Here is a 26,057-nt window from a genome sequence, read left to right as displayed (position 1 = left end):
GTGGGAGGCGAGGAATCCTCGCCTCCCACACTCCGCTAGGCGGCGGTCCAGCGGATCGGCAGGCGCTTGACGCCGCGCTGGAAGTTCGACCGCAGCAGCGCCGGCGACCCGTCGGGCTCGATCGTGCTCGTTCGGCGGAGCAGCTCGGCGAACAGCGTCCGCATCTGCACCCGGGCCAGCTGGGCGCCCAGGCAGAAGTGCGGCCCGTGCCCGAAGGTCAGGTGCGGGTTGGGTCGGCGGCGGACGTCGAACGCGTCGGGGTCGGCGAAGACGGCGTCGTCCCGGTTCGCGGAGGTGAACGAGACGACGACCTTGTCCCCGGCGCGGATGCGCTGCCCGGCGAGGTCGACGTCGGTGGTCGTGGTGCGGCGGAACACCATCACCGGCGTCCACCAGCGCAGCATCTCCTCGACCGCGCCGGGCAGCAGTGAGGGGTCGGCGCGCAGCGCGGCCAGCGCCGCGGGGTGCTGCAGCAGCGCGATGAGCCCGCCCGGCAGGCCGTTGCGCAGGGTCTCGTTCCCGGCGACGGCGAACAGCCAGAACATGTTCTCGAACTCGGCGTCGCTGACCTGACCGCCGTCCTCGTCGACCTGGGCCAGCAGGATCGACATGACGTCGGACCCGGGGGAGCGGCGCTTCTCCTCGGCCAGCAGCCGGGCGTACTCGTAGAGGTCGGGCATGCCGGCGCGGGTGCGGGGGTCGGGCATCCGCCCGTCCGGGCCGGGCGCCGGGCGCAGTGCGACCGCCGCCCGGGCCATCGCCGTCCCGCCGGTGCCGTCGAAGGCCGACGAGGTGGCGTAGTCGGGGTCCTGCCAGCCGATCACCCGGTTGGACCAGTCGAACATCAGCCAGCGGTCCTCGGCGGGCACACCGAGGACGTCGGCGAGGGTGAGCAGCGGGAGGTCGGCGGCGACGTCCTTGGCGAAGTCGCACCGCCCCTCGGCCGCGCCGTCCACCATGCGGTCGACCAGGCGCGCCGCGGTGGCCTCGATCGAGGCGGTCAGCGCGGCGACCGCCCGCGGGGTGAACGACCGGGTGAGCAGCCGCCGCAGCCGGGAGTGGTCCGGCGGGTCCATGTTGAGCATCATCCGGCGCACCCAGGCCAGGTCGGCGGCGTCGCGGACCTGGGTGGCGCCCAGCCAGGAGGAGAAGGTGGCCGGGTCCTTGAGCACCCGCTCGACGTCGGCGTGCCGCAGCACCAGCCAGAAGCCGGGGCCGGCCGGCTGGCCGTGCAGGGCCGGCTCCTCGACCCAGGTCACCGGGGTCTCGGACCGCAGCCGGCGCAGCAGCGCGAAGGGCGGCCCGTCCTGGTAGGTCGCCGGGTCGACGAGGACGGCGGTGTCCAGCGCCGCTGAGGCCATGTCGGCTCCTGGGTCAGGGGTGCGGGGTCAGGGGTAGGTGTGGAAGCCCTTGCCGGTCTTGCGACCGAGCTCGCCGGCGGCCACCTTGTCGCGGAGCAGCTGCGGCGGGGCGAACCGCTCGCCGAGCGTGCGGTGCAGGTACTCGGCGATCGCCAGCCGGACGTCGAGGCCGACCAGGTCGGTCGAGCGCAGCGGGCCCATCGGGTGGCGGTAGCCCAGCTCCATCGCGGTGTCGATGGCCTCGGCGTCGGCGACGCCCTCCTCGAGCATCCGGATGGCCTCCAGGCCCAGCAGGACGCCCAGCCGCGAGGAGGCGAAGCCGGGGGAGTCCTTGACCACGACGTCGGTCTTGCCGAGGGCCCGTACCCAGCCGCTGGCCGTCCCGATGAGGTCCGGGTCGGTCTCCCGGGCGACCACGACCTCCACCAGCCTCGACGCCGGCACCGGGTTGAAGAAGTGCAGGCCCAGGAAACGGGCCGGGCGCTCCAGCGCGGCGGCCAGCTCGGTCACCGACAGGGAGCTGGTGTTGGTGGCCAGGACGGCGTCGGGCCCGACAGCGGACTCGGCGGCCCGCAGCACCTCGGCCTTGAGGTCGGCCCGCTCGGGAACGGCCTCCACCACCAGGCCGGTGGCCGCGTCGAGCTCGGCGGCGGAGTCCAGCAGGGTCAGCCGGCCGAGGACGGTCCCGACGTCCCCGTCGAGCTTGCCCCGCCGGGCCGCCTCGGCCAGGCCGTCGGCGACGCGCCCCCGGGCGGCCTCCGCCGCCTCCTCGCCGGCCTCCACCACGGCGACCTGCGCGCCCGCCGTGAGGAAGGCCTGGGCGATCCCGGCGCCCATGCGGCCACCGCCGATGACGCCCACCCGGGTGGGGACGGTGGTCATGTGTCCTCCTCGTCGGCGACGGGGCGCCGAGTTCCCGACCGTTCGTTCAGTTATTGACCCGGGAAGTCTGGCGCACCGCCGAGGTCCCGGGCAACCCCCGCGGCCGGGACGTCAGCCGGCGCGGAGCCGGGTCAGGTGCTCGTCGAGCATCCGCAGCTGGGTGTCGCCGGAGGTGGGCGCCGTGGGGAGCAGGGCGAGGACCTGCAGGCCCATGGCCATGGCGAGCAGCTGCTCGGCGAGGACGTCGTCCGGGGTGGTCACGGTGACGTCGCCGTCCTCCCGGCCCTGGGCGAGCAGGGCGCACAGGTCGCGGCGCCAGGTCTGCATGGCGGTGTCGCTGATGCTGGCGAGGCGCTCGTCGGTGACCGTGCGGCTCCAGAACGGCAGCACGATCCGCGCCTCGAGCAGGGTGACCTCCGTGGTCGGCAGCACCTCGACCAGGAAGGCGCGCAGTGCCGCCACGCCCCGCCTGCCCTCGACCGCCGCCCGGATCCGGTCGTTGGTGCGGTCGAAGACGTAGACGTAGGCGGCCTCGATCAGCTCGTTCTTGTTCGCGAAGTAGTACGCCAGGGCGCCGTTGGCGTACCCCGCGGCGCGGGCGATCTCCCGCATGGTCGCGGCGTCGGCCCCCTGCGTGGCCATCAGCCGCCAGGTCACCTCGAGGATCTCGCGGCGCTTGGCCTCGTGGTCCACCAGCTTCGGCACCGGGCTCCCGTCCCCTCGTCGTCGACGGTCGAGTCTGACCGATGGGAGGACGGGAGCCCGGGCCGGGATCAGCGGTCGGTGACCGGCCGCGGCCGGCGCGCCAGGGCCACGCCCACGCCGAGCGCGAACGCGACGGCGATGACCACCAGCAGCACCGTGGCGAGGACGGCGTCCCCGCTGATCAGCGTGGTGAAGTTGGCCAGCACGAGCGCGACGGTGCCCAGCAGGCCCAGCGTGCCCAGCGCCGGGGCGACGCGGGTGTGCCAGACGCGGCGGTCCACCCGGCTGCGGGCGAAGAAGGCCAGCACCGCCACGCTGGTGAGCACCATCAGCAGCAGCACGCTGACCGTCGCCAGGCCCGACATCCAGGTGAACAGCTGCAGGACCGGGTCCGACCCGGCCACGGCGAAGACGGCCACCACCAGGAACGCCGTCGCGGTCTGCGCCAGCGAGCCGACGTGCGGGGAGGCGTGGCGGGCGTGCGTCCGGCCGAGCCCGCCGGGCGCCATGCCCTGCCGGCCCAGCGCGAACAGGTACCGCGAGATGGCGTTGTGGAACGCCAGCAGCGCGGCGAAGAGGCTGGTCAGCAGGAGGACCACCATCGCGTCGGCGACGGCGGGGCTCAGGTACTCGGCCGTCGCCGAGAAGACCAGCCCCGCGGTGTCGGCCTGGGCCGCGGCGACCACGCCGTCGGTGCCGAACGCCAGGACGACCGCCCAGCTGGCCAGGGCGTAGAACCCGCCGATGAGGACCACCGCCGCGTACGTGGCCAGGGGGACCGTCCGCCGCGGGTTGCGCGCCTCCTCGCCGTAGATCGCCGTGGCCTCGAAGCCGATGAACGAGGCGATCGCGAACATGATGCTGATGCCGGGTGCGCCCGAGAAGAACTCCGACGGGGCGAACGACCGCACGTCGATCCCGTCGGCGCCGCCCTGCGCCAGCACCGCGACGGCGACGACGGCGATGACGCCGATCTCCAGGGTCAGCAGGACGCCGAGGACCTTGGCGCCCACGTCGATGTTGCGGTAGCCCAGCACGCCGACGACCGCCATGAGCACCAGCGACCAGACCCACCACGGCAGGTCCGGGCCGCCGTACTGCACGACCAGGCCCTGCGCGGTGGCGCCGGCCAACCCGTAGATCGCCGCCTGGATGGCGGTGTAGGTGAGCAGGGCCAGCCCGGCGGCGCCGACGCCCACCGGCGTGCCGAGCCCCTTGCTGACGTAGGCGTAGAAGGCGCCGGCGTCGACGACGTGCCGGCTCATCGCCGCGTAGCCGACGCTGAACAGCAGCAGGACGACGGCGGCGACCACGTAGGCCATCGGGCTGCCCGGCCCGTTGCCGATCGCGAGCATGACCGGCAGGGCGCCGCCGATCGAGGTCAGCGGCGCGGCCGCGGCGACGACCAGGAAGACGATGCCGACGACGCCGATGGAGCCGCGCAGGCCCCGGCCGGTCCCGTCAGGAGGCGCGGCCGTGTCGGTGGCGGGCGCGGCCGCGGAGAGCTCACTCATGGCAGCAACCGCCCTCGGTGGAGCCCGCGGTCCGCGACTGGCAGTGGGCGCTCGCGTTCGGGGGCACGTCGAGGGTGGGGTTGCGGTCGAAGAACCCGACCGGCTTGAGCCGGAAGCCGGTGTGGTCGACGGGCATGATCGGCCAGTCCTCGGGCCGGGGGACGTGGGTGAGGCCGAAGGTGTGCCAGACGACGACGTCGGTGCCCTCGACGTCCCGGTCGGCGGCCACGTACTGCGGCAGGCCGGCGCCACCCTTGTGCTGGTTGACGAAGTCGCCGGCGGCGTAGCGCTCGGCCGGGTCGTAGGCGGTCACCCACAGGTGCTTGGTGGCGAAGGTGGCCCGCCGGGCGATGGAGCTGTCGTCGTCGGCCAGCAGCACCGGCTGCCCCTCCGGCAGGAGGGCGTAGGCCACCGGCTCGCCGAGGCGGTTGCGGCTGTTCGGGTTGCTGATGTGCCAGACGCGGCCCACCGACTGGTCGGCCAGGCGCTGGGCCTCGGACTCGCGGCGCAGCGTCGTCCGCCGCTGGGTGAAGGCGTTGCCCCGCGGGTTGTCCGGCCCCATGGGGACGCGGACGAAGTCCAGCTCCTCGACGGTGTTGGTGGGGCCGTCGAGCGCCATGTCCAGCCGGGCGCTGAACAGGTGCTGGTGGTAGGGGGCGCCGAGCCCGGGCGCGATCTGGGACGCGTAGGGGTGGCCCTCGCCGGGGTGGGCCGAGGTGAACACGATGCCGGTGGCCTTGACCTCGAACCCGATCGTGCCGTCGAGGTAGAGGTACCAGTAGAAGCCGTAGTCGTAGTTGCCGATCGTGGTGAAGAAGCTGATCACCATGCGGCGCTGCCGGCGGGTCTCGGCCGAACCGGCCCACAGGTCGGTGTGCTTCCAGAGGATCCCGAAGTCCTCCTCGTGCATGCAGATCGCGTTGCGGAGCACCTGCGGGTTGCCCCGCTCGTCGGCGATGACGGCGTCCATGTAGGTGATGTCGCCGAGGCAGTCGCAGCCCAGCTCGAGGGCGTTGGCGTAGCGGCCGACGAGGTACTCGCCGGTGTCGAAGTAGTTCTGCCAGGACCGGACGGGGGAGGGGTCGGCGTAGGGGACGACCATCTCGGCGATCGAGGCGCGGTGGATGATCCGCCGCAGCCGGCCGCCGTCCTCGAAGCCGATCTGGTGCAGCGTCAGCCCCTCGCGGGCGTCGAACCCGACCCGCAGCTGCCACTTCTCCCAGGTGAGCAGGTTGCCCTCGAGGGTGAAGCTCGGGCCCTCGGGCTGGGTGATCTCGATCGGCTTCTGCGTGGTCCGCAGCGGGCCGGTGAGGGAGGGGTCGGTGAAGTTGCCGTGCTCCTCGGGGACCGGCACCGGGCCCAGGTCGATGACCTGGTCGACGGTCTTGGCCATGACGTCGACGTAGGCCACCAGCCCGTCGATGGGGTGCGCCCAGGGGTGGTCCTCGGGGGAGTCCTGCCGGAAGGCCAGCCCGCGCAGGATCCGCCGGCCCTCCTCCTCCGGGTACTCGAAGACACCGGCCGACAGCGGGGCCACCCGGACGTCGGCGACGTCGAGGCCGCGTGCGGCCAGCGCGGCCAGCCACCGCTCGTCGGTGGTGAGGACCTCCTCCACCAGTGCGAACTCCTCGTCCAGCACCGGCAGCTGACCGTCGGTGGCGGCGTCGAGGGCCCGGTCGGAGACGATCTCCCGCTGCGTCAGCGAGACGACGACGTCGCGGGCGTCGGGCCGGGCGACGTCGTGCAGCAGCACCCGCACCCGGCGGTCGGGGACGGTGTCGGCGGCGTACAGCGCCGACTTCGCCGGCTCCTCCAGCCCGACGTAGACGAACCGCGTCGAGTCGGCGACCCGACCGGCGGCCTCGAGGACCTCGCGGGCCGTGGTGACCTCCGCCGCGGTGAGCTGCTCGAGCGGGTGGGTGATCGTGGGTGCGGTCGTGTCCGCTGCCATGGGGGCTCCCAGTTTTGGTTCTACGGGTGTAGAAAGACGGCGTGACCCAAGTTACAGCCGGCGTCTCGATATGTGAAGCCCGTGTTCTCCGTGCGGAGTGGGCGCGACGGTCGGCGCCGGTGCGCTGGTGCGCGGTGCTCGTGGCGGTGGCGTCCGCCGGGCTGCACGTCCTGGCACTGGCCGGGAGCACGGCGGCCCCTCCGGCTCACCTGCTCGTGCTCGCGGGGATGGGGATGGCCTGCCTGCCGTGCGCCCTGCACCTCGCGCTGCTGCCCCGTCGGCGGACGTGGGTGCAGATGGCGGTCGTGTCGGCGGCCATGCTCGTCGCCCACCCCTGGGTCGCGGGCGGGCACGGCGCGGGTGGGCACGGCGCGACGTCGTCGGTGGTCGGCGCGGCGATGGTCGCGGTCGCCGCCTGCGGGCTCGCGCTGGCCGTGTGGGCGCTGGTGCTCGGTGCCCGGGCCCCTCGGACGGTGCGGTGACCGGTCCTCGCCCGCGTCGCGGGTGACCCCCGGCACGGCGCTCCGCCCGTGCACCCGGTACAGAGGAGGGCCGGGTCGGGGCACGGGGGGGTGGGGTGGTGGCGTCGCGATCGGGCGGGTCCACGCCGGGAGGGGCGGTCGCCGGTCAGGGCTCCGGGGAGACGACCCGCTGGGCGGCCGTGCTGAGCCTGATGGCCGCCGGGGTGGTCGCCGCGGCGCAGATCGGCAAGGCGTCCGCCGCGCTGCCCGTGCTCCAGGACGAGTTCGGTCTCAGTCCCGCTGCGGCGGCGTGGTTCCTCTCCCTGGTCAGCGCCATCGGCGCTGTGCTGGGCGCCGTCCTGGGGTGGCTCGGGCAGGCGATCGGGTTCCGCCGGCAGGTGCTGCTCGGGTTGCTCGCGATCGTGCTGGCCAGCGCCGGAGGGGCGGTCGTCCCGTCCGGCGCGTGGCTGCTGACCGCCCGGGCCGCCGAGGGGCTGGGGCTGGTCCTGGTCGTCCTCGCCGCGCCCGCCGTGCTGCCCGAGGTGTCCGCTCCGGAGCGCCGCCGGCTGGTCGTGGGCGCCTGGGGTGCCTACATGCCCGTCGGTGCCGGGCTGGCCACGCTGCTCGTGTCCGGTGGCGTCGCGCTCGTGGGGTGGCGGGGCACCTGGCTGGTCGACGCGGGCGTGTCCGCCTGCGTCCTGCTCGCCGTGGCCCGGTGGGTCCCTGCGACCGGTGCCCGTCAGCGTGCCGCCGGCGGTCTGGCACGAGCGGTCCGCTCGCCGGGGGTCCTCTGCCTCGCGGCGGTCTTCGGGCTCTACGCCGGGCAGTACCTCGCGGTCGTCGGGCTGCTGCCGGCCGTCCTCGTCGCCGACGGCGGACTGTCGCTGGCGTCCGCGGGGGTCGTGAGCGCCCTGGTCTTCCTGGTGAACGCCCCCGGCAACGTGCTCGGGGCCGTCCTGCTCCACCGGGGGGTGCGCCGCGGGTGGCTGCTCGTGGGCGGCAGCGCGTGCATGGCCGGAACCGTGTGGGGGGTCCTGGACGCCGGACTGCCGTTGTGGGCGCGCATCGCCTCGGCCCTGGCCTTCTCCTCGACCGCGGGTCTCGTCCCGGCCGCCGCCTTCAGCGGCGTCGCCGCGATGTCCGCCAGCACCTCGTCGGCGGGAGCGGCCGTGGGCCTGCTGATGCAGGGCTCGAGCGTCGGCCAGCTCGTGGGCCCGCCCCTGGCGGTCGCGGTCGACGCGGCCGTGGCCTCGTGGGCGGGGCGTCCGGCGACGCTGTCCTGTCTCGCCGTCCTGGCCCTGCTCGGAGGGCTGGCCTACCGGCGGCTGGAGAGACCGCTCGGCGCGCCGGGGAGGCACCGGCAGTCCCCGGGAGGCCTGTGACCCTGGTCAGTCGGGGTCGTCGGTGTCCCGCAGCCGGGAGGAGAGCACGGCGCTGCGCTTGAGCGACTCGACGACGACCGACACCTCCAGCGCCTCCACGTGCGCCGACCAGGGCGACGCCGTGACCAGGTCCCGGAGCGCGGCCTTGTCGGGGGCGGTCACGTCGACGAGGAAGGACCAGTCGCCGGCGAGCTCCGCGGCGTACCGGACCGACGACGCCGTGGCCAGCGCCCGGCCCAGCTCGTCGATCCGCCGGGGAGCGGTGCGCAGCCACAGCAGGGCCTCGACCGGCAACCCGAGCAGGGCCGGTTCGACGACGGCGCGGAAGTAGACGACGCCGTCCGCGCGCAGGGCCTCGACCCGCCGCCGCACCGTCGCCTCCGACACCCCGCACAGCCGGGCCAACTCGTCGCTGGTGCGCCGTCCGTCCTCCGCGAGGGCCCGCAGGAGCAGCCGGTCGACCCCGGACAGCGTCGCCCTCGGGGCGGTGCCGGAGAGGCGGATGTCCGGGACGTCCCGGGCCAGCGCCTCCCGCTCGGCCGGGCTGAGCAGGTCGGGCATCCAGTCGTGGACGGTCCGGTGGTAGCGCAGGACGGGGGCGCTGCTCACCCGCCCGAGGCCGGGGACGGCGGGGAGCTCCTCCATCGTGAGCGTCGCGATGTGCTCGTCCCGGCAGGTGACCTCCGCGACGACGTCGGACGCGCCGGTCACGACGTAGGTGAAGATCGAGTCGCGCCGCCTGGCGAGGGCCCCGGCCGCCAGGCGCGTGGTGCCGGGAGAGCACTGCGCCCGCAGGACCCAGGGGTCGCCGGCGCCGATCCGCGTGCGTGACGGCAGGCCGGTGACGACCACCCAGCCCTCCTCGACCAGCCGGGCCCCCCGGCGGGCCACGGTGCGCTCCGGTTCGCCGAGGACCGTGGCGATCTGCCGCCAGGACGCCCGGCCGTCGACCTGCAGCGCGCCGACGATGCGCCGGTCCAGCGCGGTGAGGGGGGCCGGCTGCCCCGCGATCGTCGTCATCGGCCACGAGCCTGGCCGATTCCGTCAGGTCGGGCAAGACCGTTGCCGATGTGTGTGCCGGGACCGGACTCTGTGACGTAGTTCGCACCCCCGCCGTCGAGTCGTCCCAGGAGGAGTCATGGCCGCACCCACGACCGTCGGGGCCGGGGTCCCCCGGCAGCCGGTAGAGGGTCCCGCCCGCACGTCGAGCCGCCGGCGGGTCCTCGCCGCCACGGGCATCGGCAACGCCCTGGAGTGGTACGACTGGAGCGTCTACGCGATCTTCGCGCCGTTCTTCGCCGCGCAGTTCTTCGCGCCCACGGACCCCGTCTCCGCCCTGCTGGCCACGCTGGCGGTCTTCGCCGTCGGGTTCCTCATGCGCCCGCTCGGCGGGTTCCTCTTCGGGTGGCTGGCCGACCGGCGGGGCCGCAAGACGGCGATGGCCCACGCCATGGTGCTGTGCGCCGCCGGCAGCCTGGTCATCGGCATCGCCCCGACCCACGGGACCATCGGCGTGGCGGCGTCGGTGCTGCTGCTCCTGGCCCGGTGTGTGCAGGGGCTGGCGCACGGCGGCGAGATCGGCTCCTCCCACACCTACCTGGCCGAGATGGCACCACCCCGGCGCCGCGGTCTGTGGGCCTCGACGATGTACATGGCGATCACCACCGGCACGCTGGCGGCGACGCTGCTCGGCGCCGTCCTGACCAGCACGGTGTCGTCGGAGGCGATGGCGTCCTGGGGCTGGCGGATCCCCTTCCTGATCGGGGCGGTGCTCGGTCTCTACGCCCTGTGGCTGCGCCGCTCGCTGACCGAGACCGACGCCTTCCAGCAGGAGAAGGCCCGTGCCACGACGGGAGCCGGCCCGGCTGCCGGGGAGTCCTCGTCCCTGCTCGCCGGCGTGTGGGCCCACCGCTGGGCCGCGCTGCGCGTGATCGGCCTGACCGTCGGCGGGACGGTCTTCTACTACACCTGGGCGGTCTCGGCCCCCGCCTACGCGATCGGCGTGAAGGGCATCGACGCCGGCCAGGCGCTGTGGGCCGGGGTGGTGGCCAACGTCGTCTTCCTCGCCGTGCTGCCGCTGTGGGGCGCGCTGTCCGACCGGTGGGGCCGCCGTCCCAACGGTGTCGTCTTCGCGGTCGGCACGATCGTCGTCGCCTTCCCACTGACCGCCCTGATCCAGGACGAGGCGTGGCAGCTCGGGGTCGCGATGTCCCTCGCGCTGGTCGTCATGGCCTCCAGCGCGTCGATGGTGCCCGCCTGGTTCGCCGAGCTGTTCCCGACCCGCGTCCGGGCCTCGGGCATGGCGATCCCGTACTCGATCGCCGTCGCGCTGACCGGGGGCACGGCTCCCTACCTCCAGACGTGGCTGGGCAGCCGCGGACAGGAGGACCTGTTCACCGGCTACGTCGTCCTCCTCGGGGTGGTCACGCTGCTCACCGTCTGGCGCACCCGCGAGACGCGCGGCATCGACCTCCGCTGAGCCCCCACCCGACCCGAGAGGAGCACCCCCGTGTCCGACGAACTGTGCGCGCTGTCCGCCGTCGAGCAGGCCGCGCTGATCCGCCGCCGCGAGGTCTCGGCCGAGGAGCTGCTGGAGGCGCACCTGGCGCGGATCGACCGGCTGGACCCCCTGGTGAACGCGATCGTCACCCGGGACGACGACGCCGCCCGCGCCGCGGCGCGCGAGGCCGACCGGCGGCTGGCCGCCGGGGAGCCGGTCGGGCCGCTGCACGGGCTGCCGGTGGCGCACAAGGACACGCACGCCACCGCCGGGATGCGCACGACGTGGGGGTCGCCGCTGATGGCCGACCACGTGCCGGCCGAGGACGAACTCGTGGTCGCCCGCCTCCGGGACGCCGGCGCGGTCCGGGTGGGCAAGACCAACGTCCCGGAGTGGGCAGCGGGCTCGCACACCACCAACCCGCTGTTCGGCCCGACGCGCAACCCCTACGACCTGCGGCGCAGCGCCGGCGGGTCGAGCGGGGGAGCGGCCGCCGCGCTCGCCGCGGGCCTCGTCCCGCTCGCCGAGGGCAGCGACATGGGCGGCTCCCTGCGCAACCCCGCGGCCTTCTGCAACGTCGTCGGTCTGCGACCCACGCCGGGCCGGGTGCCGATGGTGCCGACCGGGTTGGGGTGGCAGACCCTCGGCGTCCAGGGCCCGATGGGGCGCACCGTCGCCGACGTGGCGCTCGTGCTGTCGGTCCTCGCCGGGCCCGACCCGCGGGCGCCGCTGTCGCTCGAGGAGCCCGGGGCGTCGTTCCTCGGGAGCCTCGACGTGGACCTGCGCGGGCTCCGGGTGGCGTGGGCGCCCGACCTCGGCGGGCGCGTCCCGGTGGACCCCGCCGTGACCGCCGTCCTCGCCCCGCAGGGGAAGGTCTTCGAGGACCTCGGTGCCGAGGTCAGCGAGGCCTGTCCCGACCTCTCCGGCGCCGAGGAGACCTTCGACGTCCTCCGGGCATGGCACTTCGCGACGACGCTGGGCGACGCGGTCCGCGAGCACCCGGACCGGGTCAAGGAGACCGTGCGGTGGAACGTCGAACGCGGCTTCGCACTCACCGCCGAGGACGTGGGCCGGGCGGAGCTCGCGCACACCCGGCTGCACCAGCAGGTGGTCGGCTTCTTCGAGCAGTTCGACGTGCTGCTCGCCCCGACCACCCAGGTGCTGCCCTTCGACGTCGACCTGGACCACCCCGCGCAGGTCGACGGCCGGCCGATGGGGGACTACCTGGAGTGGATGCGTTCCTGCTCGCTGGTCTCGGCCACCGGCTGCCCGGCGGTGAGCGTCCCGGCCGGTTTCACCCCCGAGGGGCTCCCCGTGGGCCTGCAGGTGGTCGGGCCACCCCGGGCGGACCGACGGGTCCTGGAGGTCGCCCACGCCTTCGAGCAGGCCACCGGCCACGGCCGGCTGCGCCCGCCCCTCGACGGCTGACCGGCGGCGGGCGTCAGCGCAGGGCGGCGGCGACCTTCGCGGCGGCGGCCGCCACGGCCCGACCCACCCGCTCCACGTCGATCGTGTCGTCGACGTAGACCACGGCGAGCGCGGCGCGGGCCCCGCCGTCGGGCCCGAGCACCGGCGCGGCGACCGAGTGCATGCCGGGGATCACCTCGCCCCGGGAGGTCGCGAAGCCCGTGCGGCGGGCGGCGGTGAGCTCCGGCCGGTCCTCGGGGGACGGCGGCTCGGGGATGAGCAGCGCCAGGCCGGGGGCGCCCCGCCCGACGGGGTGCCGGGTGCCCGGCCGGTAGGTGACGTGCGCGGGGGAGTCGTGCGGCTCGACGCTGGTCACGGTGACCGCCTCGTCGCCGGTCCGCACGACCAGGAACGCGGTCATGCGCAGGTCGGCCACGAGGTCGTTGAGCCGGGGGAGCGCGGCGGCCTGCAGGCCGGTCCGCACCCCCCGGGCGAGGGCGGCCATCCCGAGCCCGAGCGAGAAGTGCCCGACGGCGTCGCGCTCGACGAGCTGGTGGTCCTCCAGCGTGCGCAGCAGCCGGTAGGTGATCGACCGGTGCAGGCCCAGCGCCTGCCCGATCTCGGCGATCGGCTGCGGCGTCCCGACGGCGGCCAGGTGCTCCAGGATCCGGATGCCGCGGTCGAGCGTCTGCGACTGCGGCGTGCCCCCGCCGTCGTCTGCCACCATCGCCGTCCCTCCCGTGACCCCTCCGGCCCCACCCTACGGTCGCCCGCGGTGGGGGTCCGGCCCGACGCGGCACCGCCCCGGCCTCGGGCGAGGCGGGGGCGGTGCCGCGTCGTCGTCAGCCGTTGATGACCTGCGGCACGGCGACGGCCTTGAGGCCCTCGACGCCGAACTCCAGCCCGTACCCGGACTTCTTGTGCCCGCCGAAGGGGACCATCGGGTGCACGCCGCCGTGGGCGTTGATCCAGACGGTGCCGGCCTCGAGGCGGGCGGCCACGGCGCGCGCGGCGTCCCGGTCGCTGCTCCACACCGAGGCGCCCAGCCCGACGTCGAGCCGGTTGGCCATCGCGACCGCGGAGTCGACGTCCTCGTAGCGCACGATCGGCAGCGCCGGACCGAACTGCTCCTCGGCCACCAGCGGGTTGTCGTCGTCGATGTCGGCCACGATCGTCGTCGGGTAGAAGTGGCCCGGGGCGTCGGGGTCGGGGTCGCCGCCGAGGAGGATCTTCGCGCCGGCCTCACGCGCGGCATCGACCAGGCGGGCGACGACGTCGTACTGCGCGCGGTTCTGCAGCGGCCCGAGCACGTTCTGCTCGTCGAGGCCACGGCCCATGGGCATGGCCCGCGCGACCTCGACCAGGGCGTCGCAGACCTCGTCGTAGACGTCGCTGTGCACGTACAGGCGCTTGAGCGCCGCGCACGTCTGGCCGGTGTTGATGAAGGCGCCCCAGAACAGGCCCTCGGCGATCGCGCGCGGGTCGACGTCGGGCAGCACGATGCCGGCGTCGTTGCCGCCGAGCTCGAGGGTCAGCCGCTTCACCGTGTCGGCGGAGCTCCTGATGATGGCCTGGCCGGTCGCGGTGGAGCCGGTGAACACGATCTTGTCGACGTCGGGGTGGGTCGACAGGCGCGCGCCCACCTCGCGGTCGCCGGCGACGACGGTGAGCACGTCGGCGGGCAGCACGCCGTTCAGCACCTCGACCAGGGCCAGCACGGAGAGCGGGGTGTACTCCGAGGGCTTGACCACGACGGTGTTGCCCATCCGCAGGGCGGGGGCCACCTGCCAGACGGTGATCATCATCGGCCAGTTCCACGGGCCGATCGCGCCGACCACGCCCACCGGCCGGTGGTGCAGCTCGGCGCGGGTCTCGCCGTCGTCCACGACGACCTCGACGGGCAGCTCGGTCGCGGCGGTGGCGCGCAGCCAGGCGGCGCAGGCGCCGACCTCGAAGCGGGCGTTGGGGCCGTTGAGCGGCTTGCCCTGCTCGCGGGAGAGCAGCTCCGCGAGCGGCTCGGCCGCCGCCTCGACCGCGTCGGCCGCGCGCAGCAGCAGGGCGATGCGCTCGGCGTCGGGGCGGGCAGCCCACGCCGGCTGCGCGGCGCGCGCGGCGGCCACGGCGGCGTCGAGGTCCTCGGCGGAGCGCACCGGAGCGCGGCCGACGACCTCGCCCGTCGCCGGGTCGCGCACCTCACGGCCGCCGGGGTCGGTGACGGCGGCCAGCAGGCGGTCGTAGGTGGGCGTCTCCGGCGTGGTCGTCACGGGCGCGGACACGGTGGGGGTGGTCAACGAGGTCCTCCAGCAGGGGTCGACGAGAACGCCGGCGGGGCGCCGGCGGACGGGGAGAGGGGCTCAGAGCGCGGGTGCCGGTTCGACCCGGCCGGACACCTCGCCCAGGGAGATGCGGCCGCCGCCGGTCCCGGGCGCGGTGGCGGTGATGGTCACCTCGTCGCCGTCCTCCAGGAACGTGCGCGTGGTGCCGTCGGCGAGGGTGAGGGGCTCCTTGCCGCCCCAGGAGAGCTCGATGAACGAGCCGCGCTGGTCCTCGGCCGGGCCGGAGACGGTGCCCGAGGCGAACAGGTCGCCGGTGCGCAGGCTGGCTCCGTTGACCGTCATGTGCGCCAGCTGCTGGGCGGGCGTCCAGTACATGAGGTCGAACGGGGGACAGCTGACCAGCTGCCCGTTGAGCCGCACCTCGAGGCGGATGTCGAGGCCCCAGGGCGCGCCGGCGTCGTCGAGGTAGGGCAGCAGCGGGACGTCGCGCTCCGGCGCGACCCGCGCCGCCTCGAACGCCGCCAGCGGGACCACCCACGGAGAGATCGAGGTCAGGAACGACTTGCCGAGAAACGGTCCCAGCGGCACGTACTCCCAGGACTGGATGTCGCGGGCGGACCAGTCGTTGACCAGGCACACCCCGAAGACGTGCTCCGGGAACGCGCTGACCGGCACCGGCCGGCCCAGCGGCGACGGCGTCCCGACGACGAAGCCGACCTCGGCCTCGATGTCCAGCCGCTGCGACGGGCCGAAGGTGGGCGCGTCGTCGGCCGGCGCCTTGCGCTGCCCGTTCGGCCGGACGACGGGGGTGCCCGAGACGGCCACGGTGCCGGTGCGGCCGTGGTAGCCGATCGGCAGGTGCTTCCAGTTCGGCGTCAGTGCCGCGGAGTCGGGGCGGAACATCCGGCCGAGGTTCTCCGCGTGGTGCTGGGAGCTGTAGAAGTCGACGTAGTCGGCGACCTCCACCGGCAGGTGCAGCGTCACCTCCGCGCGCGGCACCAGGTGCGGTTCGACGGTGCCGCGGTGCGACTCGTCGGTGAACCACGCGGTCAGCCGCGCCCGCAGCTCCGCCCACGCCTGCGGCCCGCGGGCCATGAAGGCGTTGAGCGAGCCCGTGGCGTGCACGTCGTCCCCGGTGGCGGCGGCGAGGTCGAGCACGTGCTCGCCGACGGCGACCCCGGTCCGCGGCCCGGTGCCGGGGGTGGAGAAGACGCCGTAGGGGAGGTTGTCGACGCCGAAGCCGGTGTCGGCGGGCAGGTCCAGCCAGCTCGTCATGCCGACGGCCCCCGGCCCGACCAGGTCCAGGCGTACTTCCCGTCGTCGGCGGCCAGGCCGGCCTCGCCGAGGTCGAGGGGGCGGAAGGTGTCGACCATGACCGCGGTCTCGTCGAAGTACTCCACCCCGAGGGAGCGCTCCACCGCACCGGGCTGGGGACCGTGGGAGTGCCCACCGGGGTGCACCGAGATCGAGCCCTTGCCGATGCCCGAGCCCTTGCGGGCCTCGTAGTCGCCGTCGACGTAGAACATGATCTCGTCGGAGTCGACGTTGGAGTGGTAGTAGGGGACCGGCACCGCCAGCGGGTGGTAGTCGACCTTGCGCGGCACGAAGTTGCAGATCACGAAGTTGTTGCCCTCGAACACCTGGTGCACCGGCGGGGGCTGGTGCACCCGGCCGGTGATCGGCTCGAAGTCGGCGATGTTGAACGCGTACGGGTAGAGGTGCCCGTCCCAGCCGACGACGTCGAAGGGGTGCTCCGGGACGACGTGGATCGTGCCGGCCAGCCCGCCGGGGCCGGGACCACGGTGCTTGACGTAGACCTCCACGTCGCTGCCCTCGCCCAGCAGCGGCTCGGCCGGGCCGCGCAGGTCGCGCTCGCAGTAGGGGGCGTGCTCGAGGAACTGCCCGTACTTGCTCAGGTACCGCTTGGGCGGCGCGATGTGGGAGTTGGCCTCGATCGCGTAGGTGCGCAGCGGCTCCTCCCCGGTGGGGATCCACCGGTGGGTGGTGGTCCGCGGGATGACCACGTAGTCGCCCTGCGCCACCTCCAGCGCGCCGAAGACGGTCTCCACCGTCGCGGCGCCGCGCTCGACGTAGACGCACTCGTCGCCGGTCGCGTTGCGGTAGTAGGGGGAGGTCAGGCTCGAGACGGCGTAGGAGATGCGCACGTCGGCGTTGCCCAGCACCAGCCGCCGGCCGCAGACCGGGTCGGTGGCCTTGTGCTCCTCACCGGGGAACAGGTCGTGCAGCTTCAGGTGCCGGGGCACCAGGGGCGCGTTCGGGGTCAGCGTCTGGTCGGGCAGCTGCCAGGGGCGGGCGTCGACGATCGCCGAGGGCACGCCGGAGTGGTAGAGCAGCGAGGAGTCCGAGGAGAAGCCCTCCTCCCCGACCAGCTCCTCGTAGTACAGCCCGCCGTCGGGACGGCGGTGCTGGGTGTGCCGCTTGGGCGGGACGCTGCCCACCTGCCGGTAGAACGCCATGGGGTACCTCCTCAGGCCGGGACGGGGGTGGGGACAGGACGGGCGAGCAGCCGGGCCACCGCGGGGGCGAGGTCGGCCGCACGGGTGAGGACGGCGGCGACGTGCCCGTCGGGCCGCAGCACCCAGATCTCGTCGGGCCGGGCGCCGAGCGCCTCGCGCAGCGTCGGCCCGGGGTCGAGGTCGCGGATCCGGTGCACCGCCACGGGCAGGTCGCCGAGGTCTGGCAGGGCCGGCGCGTCCGCGTCGTCCCCGACCAGCACGGTGACCCCCTCGCGGGCGAGCTGGCGCAGTCGGACGACGTCCGGTCGGCCCGGCACGGTGACCGGGCAGTCGGGCACGAGGACGCCGGGTGCCGGGACGGGGACGTCACCGCGCGCCGGCCGGCCGGGGAACGGGCGGGACGGGTCGGGCGTGGTCAGCGGGGAGTCGACGTACCAGAACGGCTCGGCGAGCCGGCCGGAGTCGACCTGCGCCCGGGCTGCCGGGTCGGTCGCGGCCCGCTCCAGGACGTCGGACCGGTGCCGGGCCTCCTCGTCGCTGCCGGGCACCAGGAACCGCATGGTCGCGCCGGTGACCTCGATGTTCTCCAGGGCCGCGGCGTGCCGCTCGTCGTGGTAGCTGTCCAGCAGCGAGTCCGGCGCCCACCCGCGGAGCACGAAGGCGATCTTCCAGGCGGCGTTCTCGGCGTCGAGCACCCCGGAGTTGAGGCCGCGCGCGCCGAACGGGGAGACCAGGTGCGCCGCGTCGCCGGCGACGAGCACCCGGCCGACCCGCATGCGGTCGACCACGCGGGAGTGGAACCGGTAGACCGACTTCCACACGATCTCGTAGTCGCGCTCGCCGATGACCTGGCGGATCCGCCGGTCCAGCCCGCCCGAGGCCTCCTCGGCGGCGAGGTCGAAGTCCGGCGGCACCTGCCAGTCGATGCGGAAGGTGGAGTCCGGGCAGGGGTGGATGAGCACCTGGCGGCCCGGGTTCCACTCCGGGTCGAAGTAGAAGCGGCGCTCGGTCTCCCAGCCGGGCAGGTCGGTGCGGATGTCGCAGATGAGGAAGTAGTCCTCGAAGGTCTCGCCCTCGAAGGTGAGCCCGAGGGCCGACCGGAGCTCGTCGCTGCGCGGTCCGGGGCAGGCGACCGCGTAGGACCCGCGCACCTCCACGTCGCCGTCCGCGGTCGCGCAGGTGAGGGTCACGCCGTCGGCGTCCTGCGCGACGCCGACGACCCGGGAGCCCCAGCGCACCTCGACGAGGGGCTGCTCGGCGATGCGCGCGTCGAGCAGCTGCTCGGTCTCGCACTGGGAGATGTTCACGAACGGCGGGAAGGGGGACCGCCCGCGGTCGGCGAACTGGAAGCTGAACAGCTCGGTGTCGTGGTAGAAGGTGCGGGCCGTCGTCCAGGTGACGCCGCGGCGGGCGACCTCGGCGCCGACGCCCACGGCGTCCCAGACGTCGAGGACGTCGCGCTGCTGGCAGATGGCCTTGCTGCCGATCGCGTCCCGCTCGGGGCGACCGTCGAGGACGACGACCCGCAGCCCCCAGCGGGCCAGCAGCAGCGCGGCGGTCTGGCCGACAGGGCCGGCGCCCACGACCAGCACGGGCAGGTCCGATGTCATGGGGGGCCTCATCCCTGCAGCTCGTCCCAGACCTGGCGGTCGCGCTCGGCGGTCCAGATGACCGGGCGCTCGATGCCGGAGAACTCGTCCCACAGCCGCTGCACGTCGAAGGGCAGGCAGTGCTCGAAGATCGGCCACGCGCCGTACTTCGGGGCCAGCGCCTCGTGGGTGGCGGCGAAGGCGTCCTTGAGGGTGCCGCCGGAGCGGTGCGCCTCGCCGACGGTGCGCTGCATGGTGAGCAGGAAGTCGCGGGTCTGCTCGATCGCGGCGTCCACCTGGTCGCGGCCACGGGCGATCGCGCCGCGACCGCCGACCAGCTGCTGCGCCGCCAGGGCCTTGACCCGGTCGAGGGTGTCGCCCGCCCAGTCGAAGTGGAACGCGTCGCCGGTGTAGAGGGCGGCCTGCGACTCCACCAGGTCCCCGGCGAAGACGATCCCCTGCTTGGGCAGCCAGGCCACGATGTCACCCTCGGTGTGCCCGCGGCCCAGGAACTCGAGCACCAGCTCGCCGCGGTCCCCGCCCAGCTCGATGGTCAGCTTGTCGCGGAAGGTCAGCGTCGGCCAGGTCAGGCCGGGGATGGACTCCGGCTCCTCGAACAGCCGCGGCATCCGGCCGTACTCGCTCTCCCAGTCCTGCTGGCCGCGCTCCTCGATGAGGTGCTTGGTCTGCTCGGAGCTGACGATCACCTCGGCGTCGAACGCGCTGGCGCCCAGCACGCGGACGGCGTGGTAGTGCGACAGCACCAGGTACCGGACCGGCTTGTCGGTGTGCTCGCGCAGCTTGGCCAGCCAGCGGCGCGCGGCGACCGGCGTGGCCAGCGCCTCGAAGCAGACGAGGAAGTCCTCGCCCTCGATCGCGCCGAGGTTGGGGTCGCCTTCCGCGGTGAGCGCGTACACGCCGTCGGCGAGCACCTCGAGGGTCTGCTCCTTCACGCCGAGGTCGGCGGAGGAGGCGAAGGGCTTGGCGGCCATGGGCGGGGTCTCCCTCGGTGTGTTCCATAATCGGACTAAGGATCCGCTTATCGACTACGAGGCTACGACGTTGTGGTGGCCGACACAAGCCCCGTCGGTCGTGCGGGGAACGCCGCTCAGAGGCCCGCCGTGCTCGCGGCGACCACGGCGAGCGCGGCGGGGTGTGCCGCGACGGCGTCGAAGGCCGGTGGCAGCACCGACTCGCCCCCGGACAGCACCGCGGCCGCCCAGGCCGCGGCGGCGAGCGCCCCGGCGACGGCGAGGCCGATGCGGACTGCGGCGGAGGCGCGGTCTCCTGCTCTTGACGCCGGTGCGCGCACGCGGTGCGATCGAGCTCACACTGACTGGAGATGTGCGCGCTCACCTGAGCAGTCCGTTCCGTGCTGGCCACGAGAGGACGAGATCGTGCACAGACGTGGAGAGCTCGTGCTCGCCGCCGCGATGGCGGGCGTCGTGGCGGTGGGGGTCGGCGGGTGCGCCGGATGGGGCGGAGGTCCCTCGGGGGGCGGTCCCGACACCATCGACGTGCTGATGGTCAACAACCCGCAGATGATCGACCTGCAGCAGCTGACCGCCGAACACTTCACCGCCGAGACCGGCATCACGGTGAACTACACCGTCCTGCCGGAGAACGACGTCCGGGACAAGATCAGCCAGGAGTTCTCCAGCCAGGCCGGGCAGTACGACGTCGCCACGGTCAGCAACTTCGAGGTCCCCATCTACGCCCGCAGCGGGTGGATCGCCCCGCTCGACGACTACGTCGCGGCCGACGCCGACTTCGACCAGGACGACGTCCTCGGGCCGCTGACCACCTCGCTCACCGGCGACGACGGCGTGCTGTACGGCGAACCCTTCTACGGCGAGTCCTCGTTCCTCATGTACCGCACCGACGTGCTGGAGGCCGCCGGCATCCAGATGCCGGAACGCCCGACGTGGCAGGAGGTCGCCGACATCGCGGCAGCCGTCGACGGCACCCAGCCCGGGATGGCCGGGATCTGCCTGCGCGGCCAGCCCGGCTGGGGCCAGGTGTTCGCCCCGCTCACCACCGTGGTCAACACCTTCGGTGGCACCTGGTTCACCGCGGACTGGCAGCCACAGGTCAACGGCGAGGGGTTCCGCGAGGCCACCCAGTTCTACGTCGACCTCGTCCGCGAGTACGGCGAGACCGGTGCACCGCAGGCCGGCTTCACCGAGTGCCTGAACAACGTGGTCCAGGGCAACGCCGCCATGTGGTACGACGCGACCTCGGCCGCCGGGTCCCTCGAGGCCGCCGACTCGCCGGTCAGGGGCAAGATGGGTTACGTCGCGGCGCCGGTGGTCGAGACCGCCAGCTCCGGCTGGCTGTACGCGTGGTCGTGGGCCATCCAGCAGGCGAGCGCGAAGCACGACGCGGCCTGGGAGTTCATCTCCTGGGCGTCCAGCCGCGAGTACGAGGAGCTCGTCGGCGAGGAGCTCGGCTGGTCGGAGGTCCCCGCCGGCAAGCGGGCGTCGACCTACGCCAACCCGGACTACCTCGCCGAGGCCTCCGCGTTCGCCGCGCCCACCCTGGCGGCGATCGAGGCCGCGGACCCGAACAACCCGGGCGTGCAGGAGCGCCCGGCGCCCGGGATCCAGTTCGTCGGCATCCCGGAGTTCCCCGACCTCGCCACGCAGGTCTCCCAGGACGTCAGCTCGGCGATCGCCGGCCGCATGACCGTCGACCAGGCCCTCGACCGGGGCCAGGAGCTCGCCGAGGACGTCGCCCAGCGCTACCAGGAGCGGACCGGGTGACCCGCACCCCGCCGGGGAGCACCGGCCCCGCGCTCCCCGGACCTTCCCCCGACCGGGAGGAGCGGCCATGAGCACCACTCTCGAGCGCGACCGCGACGACGTCGGCACGCCACCGCCCCCACCGGGCGGGGCGCTGCGCCGCTCGGCCGACTGGGCGCGGCGGGCGCCGCTGCTCCCCGCGCTGGTCTTCATGATCGTGGTGACCCAGTTGCCCTTCGTGGGCACGCTGGTCATCTCGTTCATGGACTGGAACGCCTACTACCCGGACGAGCGCGGCTTCACCGGCTTCAGCAACTACGCCGACGTGCTCACCGACGTCACCACGCGGGACGCGATCATCGTCACGATCCAGCTCACCGTGGTGGTCGTCCTGGTGAGCCTGGTGCTCGGCATGCTCATCGCGCTGCTGCTGGACCGGGAGTTCCTCGGGCGGGGCGTCGTCCGGACGATGATGATCACGCCGTTCCTCGTCGTCCCCGTCGCGGCGGCGCTGCTGTGGAAGCACGCGCTGTTCAACCCCGAGTACGGCCTGCTCAACGGCACGTTGACCTGGATCTGGGGGCTGTTCGGCTCCGACACCCCACCGCAGCCGGACTGGATCACCACGGCGCCCCTGGTGGCGGTGGAGGTCGCCCTCATCTGGCAGTGGACGCCGTTCATGATGCTGATCCTGCTGGCGGGGCTGCAGAGCCGGCCGCTGGACGTCATCGAGGCGGCCCGGATCGACGGTGCCAGCAGCTGGCAGGTCTTCCGCTACCTGACCTTCCCGCACCTGCGGCGCTACCTGGAGCTCGGCGCGCTGCTCGGGGCGATCTACATCGTCCAGGTCTTCGACGCGGTCTTCGTCATCACCTCTGGGGGCCTGGGCACCGCGAACCTGCCCTACACGATCTACCAGGTCTTCTACACGGCCCACGACTACGGCCGGGCCTCGGCGGCAGGGGTCATCACCGTGATCGGCACGATCGTCATCGCGACCCTGGCGCTGCGGACGGTGTCGACGCTGTTCCAGGAGGAGAACGTGCGATGAGCTCGGTCACCGACGTCGCCCCGGTCGCCGCCACCCGCACGCCCGAGGGGGCACCCCGCCGGCCGCGCAAGCCGCGCGGCGGGCTGGTCCTCGGCCTGGTGGCCTGGGTGATCGGGTTCCTGTTCGTGGTCCCCGTGCTCTGGATGGTGTTGACGTCCTTCCACAGCGAGGAGGCCGCCGCCACCAACCCGCCCGCGGTCTTCGCGCCACTGACCCTGGAGGGCTACCGGACGTTCTTCGGCCTCGGCACCGGCGCGAACCCCTGGCCCTCGCTGCTCAACTCGCTGACCGCGAGCGTCGTCTCCACGGTCCTCGTGCTGCTGCTGGCCATCCCGGCCGCCTACGCGCTGTCGATCCGGCCGGTGCGCAAGTGGACCGACGTGATGTTCTTCTTCCTGTCCACCCGCATGCTGCCGGTGGTCGCCGGCATCCTGCCCATCTACCTGTTCGCCCAGTGGAGCGGGCTGCTCGACAACATCTGGCTGCTCATCGTGCTGTACACCTCGATGAACCTGCCGATCGCCGTCTGGATGATGCGGTCGTTCCTCGCCGAGGTCCCCGTCGAGATCCTCGAGGCGGCCGCGATGGACGGCGCGGGGCTGCTGCGGACCCTCCGCCAGGTGGTGGTCCCGATCGTCCTGCCGGGCATCGCCGCCACCTCGCTGATCTGCTTCATCTTCAGCTGGAACGAGCTGCTGCTGGCCCGGACCCTCACCGGGACGGTGGCGCAGACCGCGCCGGTGTACCTGACCGGGTTCGTGACCAGCCAGGGACTGTTCCTCGCCCAGATGTGCGCGGCGGCCTTCGTCGTGTCGCTGCCCGTCCTCGTCGCCGGCTTCGCCGCCCAGGACAAGCTGGTCCAGGGCCTGTCGCTGGGCGCGGTGAAGTGAGGGCCGCCGTCCACAGCGCCGGCCGCCGGCCGGCGCGACCCCCGTCGGCGGAGGTCCTCGTCCACCCCCAGACCTGACGTCCCCCCGGACCCAGCGAGGAGAACCCGATGGCCTCCGTCACCTACGACAAGGCGAGCCGCATCTACCCGGGCGCGCAGAAGCCCGCGGTCGACGCGCTGGACCTGCAGATCGCCGACGGCGAGTTCCTCGTCCTGGTCGGGCCCTCCGGCTGCGGCAAGTCCACGAGCCTGCGGATGCTCGCCGGCCTGGAGGACGTCGACCGGGGCAGCATCCGCATCGGCGACCGGGACGTCACGCACGTCAAGCCCAAGGACCGGGACATCGCCATGGTCTTCCAGAGCTACGCGCTCTACCCGCACATGACCGTGGCGGACAACATGGGCTTCGCGCTCAAGCTCGCCGGCAAGGGCAAGGACGAGATCGGCGCCCGGGTGGCCGAGGCGGCCAGGATCCTCGACCTGGAGCCGTTCCTCGACCGCAAGCCCAAGGCCCTCTCCGGCGGCCAGCGCCAGCGCGTGGCGATGGGCCGGGCCATCGTGCGCCAGCCGCAGGTCTTCCTCATGGACGAGCCGCTGTCCAACCTCGACGCCAAGCTGCGGGTGCAGACCCGGACCCAGATCGCCGCCCTGCAGCGCCGCCTAGGCACGACCACCGTCTACGTGACCCACGACCAGGTCGAGGCGATGACGATGGGGGACCGGGTGGCGGTGCTGCGGGCCGGCCTCCTGGAGCAGTGCGACACCCCGCTGCGGCTCTACCAGGAGCCGGCCAACGTCTTCGTCGCCGGCTTCATCGGGTCCCCGGGCATGAACATCGCCGAGTTCCGGATCGAGGACGGGCACGCCGTCCTCGGGCGCGCCCGCGTCCCCCTGTCGACGGCGACCCTGAGCGCGCTCTCCGCCGAGGGGGCCGACAGCGTCGTCGTCGGCTTCCGGCCGGAGTCCCTCGACCTGGTCCCGGAGTCCGAGGCCGGCGCCTTCCCGGTCGAGGTGGCCGTGGTGGAGGAGCTCGGCTCCGACGCGTTCCTGCACGGGCGGCTGCCCGAACTGGCCCAGGACGCCGGGGACGTCAACGAGGACATCGTCGCCCGGGTGGACCCCGCCCGCCCGCCCGCGAAGGGCGAGCGGGTGCACCTGCGCATCCAGCCGGGGAAGGAGCACCTCTTCTCCCCGTCCACCGGCCGGCGCCTGCCGGCTGACCGCCGTCGACGGGAGGGATGACCGTGCCGCCGCTGACCGCGGGGTCGTTGCCGGCCCTGGCCGGGGCCGTGCCCGTGCCGACCTACGACCGGTCCCGGGTCCGGCCCGGGATCGTGCACCTTGGCGTGGGGGCCTTCCACCGGTCCCACCAGGCCGTCTACGTCGACCACCTCCTGCAGCGGGGCGGCGCGGAGGACTGGGGCATCTGCGGCGTCGGGGTGCTGCCGGGCGACCGCGGGATGGCCGAGGCGATGGCGGCCCAGGACTGCCTCTACACCCTCGTGGTCAAGCACGCGGACGGCACCTACGAGCCGCGGGTGATCGGCTCGATCGTCGAGTACCTGCTCGCGCCCGACGACCCCGACGCGGTGGTCGAGAAGATGGCCGCCGAGACGACGCGGATCGTGACCCTGACGGTGACCGAGGGCGGCTACAACATCTCCGCCGTGACCGGGGAGTTCGACGCGACGGCCCCCGACGTGGTCGCGGACCTGCGGCCCGGCGCCGCGCTGAGGTCGTCGTTCGGTCTGGTCACCGAGGCGCTGGTCCGCCGGCGGGACCGCGGGCTGGCGCCGTTCACCGTCGTGTCCTGCGACAACATCCAGCACAACGGGGACGTCGCCCGGCGGACCTTCGCCGCCTTCGCCACGCTGCGCGACCCCGACCTGGGCGCCTGGGTCGAGCGGGAGGTGTCCTTCCCGAACTCGATGGTCGACCGCATCACCCCCGCGACCACGGACGCGGACCGGACCGAGGTCGTCCGGCGGTTCGGCATCGAGGACCGGTGGCCGGTCGTGTGCGAGCCCTTCACCCAGTGGGTCCTCGAGGACCGGTTCGGCCTGGGGCGCCCGCCGCTGGAGGACGCCGGCGTCCAGGTCGTGGACGACGTCGAGCCCTACGAGCTGATGAAGCTGCGGCTGCTCAACGCCAGCCACCAGGCGCTGGCCTACCTCGGCCACCTGGCCGGCCACCGGCTGGTCCACGAGGCGGCGCAGGACCCGCTGTTCGGCCGGTTGCTGCTCGGCTACATGGAGGAGGAGGCGACGCCGACCCTCCGCCCGGTCCCCGGGATCGACCTCGACCACTACCGGCGCGACCTGATCGCCCGCTTCTCCAACGCGCACATCCGCGACACGCTCGCGCGACTGGCCTTCGACGGCTCCGAGCGGCTGCCGAAGTGGCTGCTCCCGGTGGTCAGGGAGAACCTGGCCACCGGCGGGGAGATCCGGCGGTCGGCCGCGGTCGTCGCCGGGTGGGCCCGGTACGCCGAGGGCGTCGACGAGCAGGGCGCGCCCATCGAGGTGGTCGACCGCCGGCGCGAGCAGTTGCTGGCCAACGCCCGCCGGCAGCGCGAGGAGCCGCTGGCCTTCATCGCCGACCGGGACCTGTTCGGCGACCTGGTGGACGACGGGCGGTTCACCGCCGCCTACCTCGCCGCCCTGACCTCCCTCCACGAGCGCGGGGCGCGGGCCACCCTCGAGGCCCTGGTCGGGAACGCCCTGCCGACGTCGTCCCCGTAGGTCGGCAGCCGCACGCCGGGGGGGGGGGGGGGGGGGGGGGGGGGGGGGGGGGGGGGGGGGGGGGGGGGGGGGGGGGGGGGGGGGGGGGGGGGGGGGGGGGGGGGGGGGGGGGCGGGGGGGGGGGGGGGGG

At 73.9% G+C, this 26,057-nt stretch carries 22 protein-coding genes; 9 read left to right on the top strand and 13 right to left on the bottom strand.

The window, feature by feature from the left end; genetic code table 11:
• Positions 1-35: 35 nt before the first annotated feature.
• From ACI79I_RS24105 to ACI79I_RS24085, 5 genes are all read right to left on the bottom strand, one after another.
• Positions 36-1,361 carry a cytochrome P450 gene (locus ACI79I_RS24105; protein ID WP_456995063.1) on the bottom strand — a complete coding sequence of 442 codons (1,326 nt, stop codon included), beginning with the start codon at positions 1,359-1,361 and terminating at the stop codon, positions 36-38.
• Between the two features lie 27 nt (positions 1,362-1,388).
• Positions 1,389-2,243 (bottom strand): 3-hydroxyacyl-CoA dehydrogenase family protein, encoded by an 855-nt coding sequence (locus ACI79I_RS24100; RefSeq protein WP_456995061.1) that lies wholly within the window; start codon positions 2,241-2,243, stop codon positions 1,389-1,391.
• Between the two features lie 111 nt (positions 2,244-2,354).
• Positions 2,355-2,948, bottom strand: a complete 594-nt coding sequence (locus ACI79I_RS24095) for a TetR/AcrR family transcriptional regulator (protein WP_456995059.1) — start codon at positions 2,946-2,948, stop codon at positions 2,355-2,357.
• A 68-nt stretch (positions 2,949-3,016) separates the two neighbouring features.
• Positions 3,017-4,462 carry an APC family permease gene (locus ACI79I_RS24090; RefSeq protein WP_456995057.1) on the bottom strand — a complete coding sequence of 482 codons (1,446 nt, stop codon included), beginning with the start codon at positions 4,460-4,462 and terminating at the stop codon, positions 3,017-3,019.
• The gene (locus ACI79I_RS24085; protein ID WP_456995055.1) at positions 4,455-6,413 is read right to left on the bottom strand and encodes a primary-amine oxidase; all 1,959 of its coding nucleotides are present in this window, start codon (positions 6,411-6,413) and stop codon (positions 4,455-4,457) included. Before ACI79I_RS24085 ends, ACI79I_RS24090 begins: the two co-directional genes overlap by 8 nt.
• 41 nt (positions 6,414-6,454) lie before the next feature.
• On the opposite strand from ACI79I_RS24085, the gene ACI79I_RS24080 reads away from it, so the two are divergent.
• Together ACI79I_RS24080 and ACI79I_RS24075 are read left to right on the top strand one after the other, a co-directional pair.
• Positions 6,455-6,895 (top strand): hypothetical protein, encoded by a 441-nt coding sequence (locus ACI79I_RS24080; protein ID WP_456995053.1) that lies wholly within the window; start codon positions 6,455-6,457, stop codon positions 6,893-6,895.
• Positions 6,896-6,993: 98 nt separating this feature from the next.
• Complete coding sequence (locus ACI79I_RS24075; RefSeq protein WP_456995051.1) at positions 6,994-8,256, top strand: MFS transporter; 1,263 nt, start codon at positions 6,994-6,996, stop codon at positions 8,254-8,256.
• A gap of 6 nt (positions 8,257-8,262) precedes the next feature.
• Here the strand turns inward: ACI79I_RS24075 and ACI79I_RS24070 are convergent, their stop codons facing one another.
• Positions 8,263-9,276: an Lrp/AsnC family transcriptional regulator gene (locus ACI79I_RS24070; RefSeq protein ID WP_456995049.1), complete on the bottom strand. Its 1,014-nt coding sequence runs from the start codon at positions 9,274-9,276 to the stop codon at positions 8,263-8,265.
• Positions 9,277-9,394: 118 nt separating this feature from the next.
• Here ACI79I_RS24070 and ACI79I_RS24065 point away from each other — a divergent pair, with 118 nt between their 5' ends.
• Positions 9,395-10,735, top strand: a complete 1,341-nt coding sequence (locus ACI79I_RS24065; protein ID WP_456995047.1) for an MFS transporter — start codon at positions 9,395-9,397, stop codon at positions 10,733-10,735.
• 30 nt (positions 10,736-10,765) lie between these two features.
• Complete coding sequence (locus ACI79I_RS24060) at positions 10,766-12,184, top strand: amidase (protein ID WP_456995045.1); 1,419 nt, start codon at positions 10,766-10,768, stop codon at positions 12,182-12,184.
• Positions 12,185-12,197: 13 nt separating this feature from the next.
• On the opposite strand, the gene ACI79I_RS24055 is transcribed toward ACI79I_RS24060, so the two are convergent.
• The 7 genes from ACI79I_RS24055 to ACI79I_RS24025 all read right to left on the bottom strand — a co-directional run bounded on the left by ACI79I_RS24055 (position 12,198) and on the right by ACI79I_RS24025 (position 19,817).
• The gene (locus tag ACI79I_RS24055) at positions 12,198-12,890 is read right to left on the bottom strand and encodes an IclR family transcriptional regulator (protein ID WP_456995043.1); all 693 of its coding nucleotides are present in this window, start codon (positions 12,888-12,890) and stop codon (positions 12,198-12,200) included.
• Positions 12,891-13,005: 115 nt separating this feature from the next.
• Complete coding sequence (locus tag ACI79I_RS24050) at positions 13,006-14,427, bottom strand: aldehyde dehydrogenase family protein (RefSeq protein WP_456995041.1); 1,422 nt, start codon at positions 14,425-14,427, stop codon at positions 13,006-13,008.
• Positions 14,428-14,517: 90 nt separating this feature from the next.
• Positions 14,518-15,714 (bottom strand): fumarylacetoacetase, encoded by a 1,197-nt coding sequence (gene fahA, locus ACI79I_RS24045; RefSeq protein WP_456995039.1) that lies wholly within the window; start codon positions 15,712-15,714, stop codon positions 14,518-14,520.
• Positions 15,711-16,916 carry a cupin domain-containing protein gene (locus ACI79I_RS24040; RefSeq protein WP_456995037.1) on the bottom strand — a complete coding sequence of 402 codons (1,206 nt, stop codon included), beginning with the start codon at positions 16,914-16,916 and terminating at the stop codon, positions 15,711-15,713. Before ACI79I_RS24040 ends, fahA begins: the two co-directional genes overlap by 4 nt.
• Positions 16,917-16,927: 11 nt before the next feature.
• A complete protein-coding gene (locus ACI79I_RS24035) occupies positions 16,928-18,526 on the bottom strand; it encodes an FAD-dependent monooxygenase (protein ID WP_456995035.1) in 1,599 nt (532 codons plus the stop codon).
• Between the two features lie 8 nt (positions 18,527-18,534).
• A complete protein-coding gene (locus tag ACI79I_RS24030; RefSeq protein WP_456995033.1) occupies positions 18,535-19,497 on the bottom strand; it encodes an MBL fold metallo-hydrolase in 963 nt (320 codons plus the stop codon).
• Positions 19,498-19,613: 116 nt separating this feature from the next.
• On the bottom strand, positions 19,614-19,817 hold the full coding sequence (locus tag ACI79I_RS24025; protein WP_456995031.1) for a hypothetical protein: 204 nt from the start codon (positions 19,815-19,817) through the stop codon (positions 19,614-19,616).
• 85 nt (positions 19,818-19,902) lie between these two features.
• On the opposite strand from ACI79I_RS24025, the gene ACI79I_RS24020 reads away from it, so the two are divergent.
• From ACI79I_RS24020 to ACI79I_RS24000, 5 genes are all read left to right on the top strand, one after another.
• Positions 19,903-21,267 carry an ABC transporter substrate-binding protein gene (locus tag ACI79I_RS24020; protein WP_456995029.1) on the top strand — a complete coding sequence of 455 codons (1,365 nt, stop codon included), beginning with the start codon at positions 19,903-19,905 and terminating at the stop codon, positions 21,265-21,267.
• A gap of 67 nt (positions 21,268-21,334) precedes the next feature.
• On the top strand, positions 21,335-22,297 hold the full coding sequence (locus tag ACI79I_RS24015) for a carbohydrate ABC transporter permease (RefSeq protein ID WP_456995027.1): 963 nt from the start codon (positions 21,335-21,337) through the stop codon (positions 22,295-22,297).
• Positions 22,294-23,187, top strand: a complete 894-nt coding sequence (locus ACI79I_RS24010) for a carbohydrate ABC transporter permease (protein ID WP_456995025.1) — start codon at positions 22,294-22,296, stop codon at positions 23,185-23,187. Before ACI79I_RS24015 ends, ACI79I_RS24010 begins: the two co-directional genes overlap by 4 nt.
• 107 nt (positions 23,188-23,294) lie before the next feature.
• Positions 23,295-24,428, top strand: a complete 1,134-nt coding sequence (locus ACI79I_RS24005; RefSeq protein WP_456995023.1) for an ABC transporter ATP-binding protein — start codon at positions 23,295-23,297, stop codon at positions 24,426-24,428.
• Positions 24,425-25,927: a mannitol dehydrogenase family protein gene (locus ACI79I_RS24000; protein WP_456995021.1), complete on the top strand. Its 1,503-nt coding sequence runs from the start codon at positions 24,425-24,427 to the stop codon at positions 25,925-25,927. Before ACI79I_RS24005 ends, ACI79I_RS24000 begins: the two co-directional genes overlap by 4 nt.
• Positions 25,928-26,057: the final 130 nt, after the last annotated feature.

Source organism: Geodermatophilus sp. SYSU D01105, from assembly GCF_054050095.1.
Note: the sequence above shows the minus strand (reverse complement) of the source record. Positions and strands in the feature narration are given on the sequence as shown.

What these genes read in the sequence shown, in the direction of transcription:
- ACI79I_RS24100 (WP_456995061.1), bottom strand. Translation starts at nt 2,243, where the DNA reads ATGACCACCGTCCCCACCCGGGTGGGCGTCATCGGCGGTGGCCGCATG.
- ACI79I_RS24040 (WP_456995037.1), bottom strand. Translation starts at nt 16,916, where the DNA reads ATGGCGTTCTACCGGCAGGTGGGCAGCGTCCCGCCCAAGCGGCACACC.
- ACI79I_RS24055 (WP_456995043.1), bottom strand. Translation starts at nt 12,890, where the DNA reads ATGGTGGCAGACGACGGCGGGGGCACGCCGCAGTCGCAGACGCTCGAC.
- ACI79I_RS24105 (WP_456995063.1), bottom strand. Translation starts at nt 1,361, where the DNA reads ATGGCCTCAGCGGCGCTGGACACCGCCGTCCTCGTCGACCCGGCGACC.
- ACI79I_RS24030 (WP_456995033.1), bottom strand. Translation starts at nt 19,497, where the DNA reads ATGGCCGCCAAGCCCTTCGCCTCCTCCGCCGACCTCGGCGTGAAGGAG.
- ACI79I_RS24085 (WP_456995055.1), bottom strand. Translation starts at nt 6,413, where the DNA reads ATGGCAGCGGACACGACCGCACCCACGATCACCCACCCGCTCGAGCAG.
- ACI79I_RS24070 (WP_456995049.1), bottom strand. Translation starts at nt 9,276, where the DNA reads ATGACGACGATCGCGGGGCAGCCGGCCCCCCTCACCGCGCTGGACCGG.
- ACI79I_RS24065 (WP_456995047.1), top strand. Translation starts at nt 9,395, where the DNA reads ATGGCCGCACCCACGACCGTCGGGGCCGGGGTCCCCCGGCAGCCGGTA.
- ACI79I_RS24090 (WP_456995057.1), bottom strand. Translation starts at nt 4,462, where the DNA reads ATGAGTGAGCTCTCCGCGGCCGCGCCCGCCACCGACACGGCCGCGCCT.
- ACI79I_RS24000 (WP_456995021.1), top strand. Translation starts at nt 24,425, where the DNA reads ATGACCGTGCCGCCGCTGACCGCGGGGTCGTTGCCGGCCCTGGCCGGG.
- ACI79I_RS24010 (WP_456995025.1), top strand. Translation starts at nt 22,294, where the DNA reads ATGAGCTCGGTCACCGACGTCGCCCCGGTCGCCGCCACCCGCACGCCC.
- fahA (WP_456995039.1), bottom strand. Translation starts at nt 15,714, where the DNA reads ATGACGAGCTGGCTGGACCTGCCCGCCGACACCGGCTTCGGCGTCGAC.
- ACI79I_RS24005 (WP_456995023.1), top strand. Translation starts at nt 23,295, where the DNA reads ATGGCCTCCGTCACCTACGACAAGGCGAGCCGCATCTACCCGGGCGCG.
- ACI79I_RS24015 (WP_456995027.1), top strand. Translation starts at nt 21,335, where the DNA reads ATGAGCACCACTCTCGAGCGCGACCGCGACGACGTCGGCACGCCACCG.
- ACI79I_RS24035 (WP_456995035.1), bottom strand. Translation starts at nt 18,526, where the DNA reads ATGACATCGGACCTGCCCGTGCTGGTCGTGGGCGCCGGCCCTGTCGGC.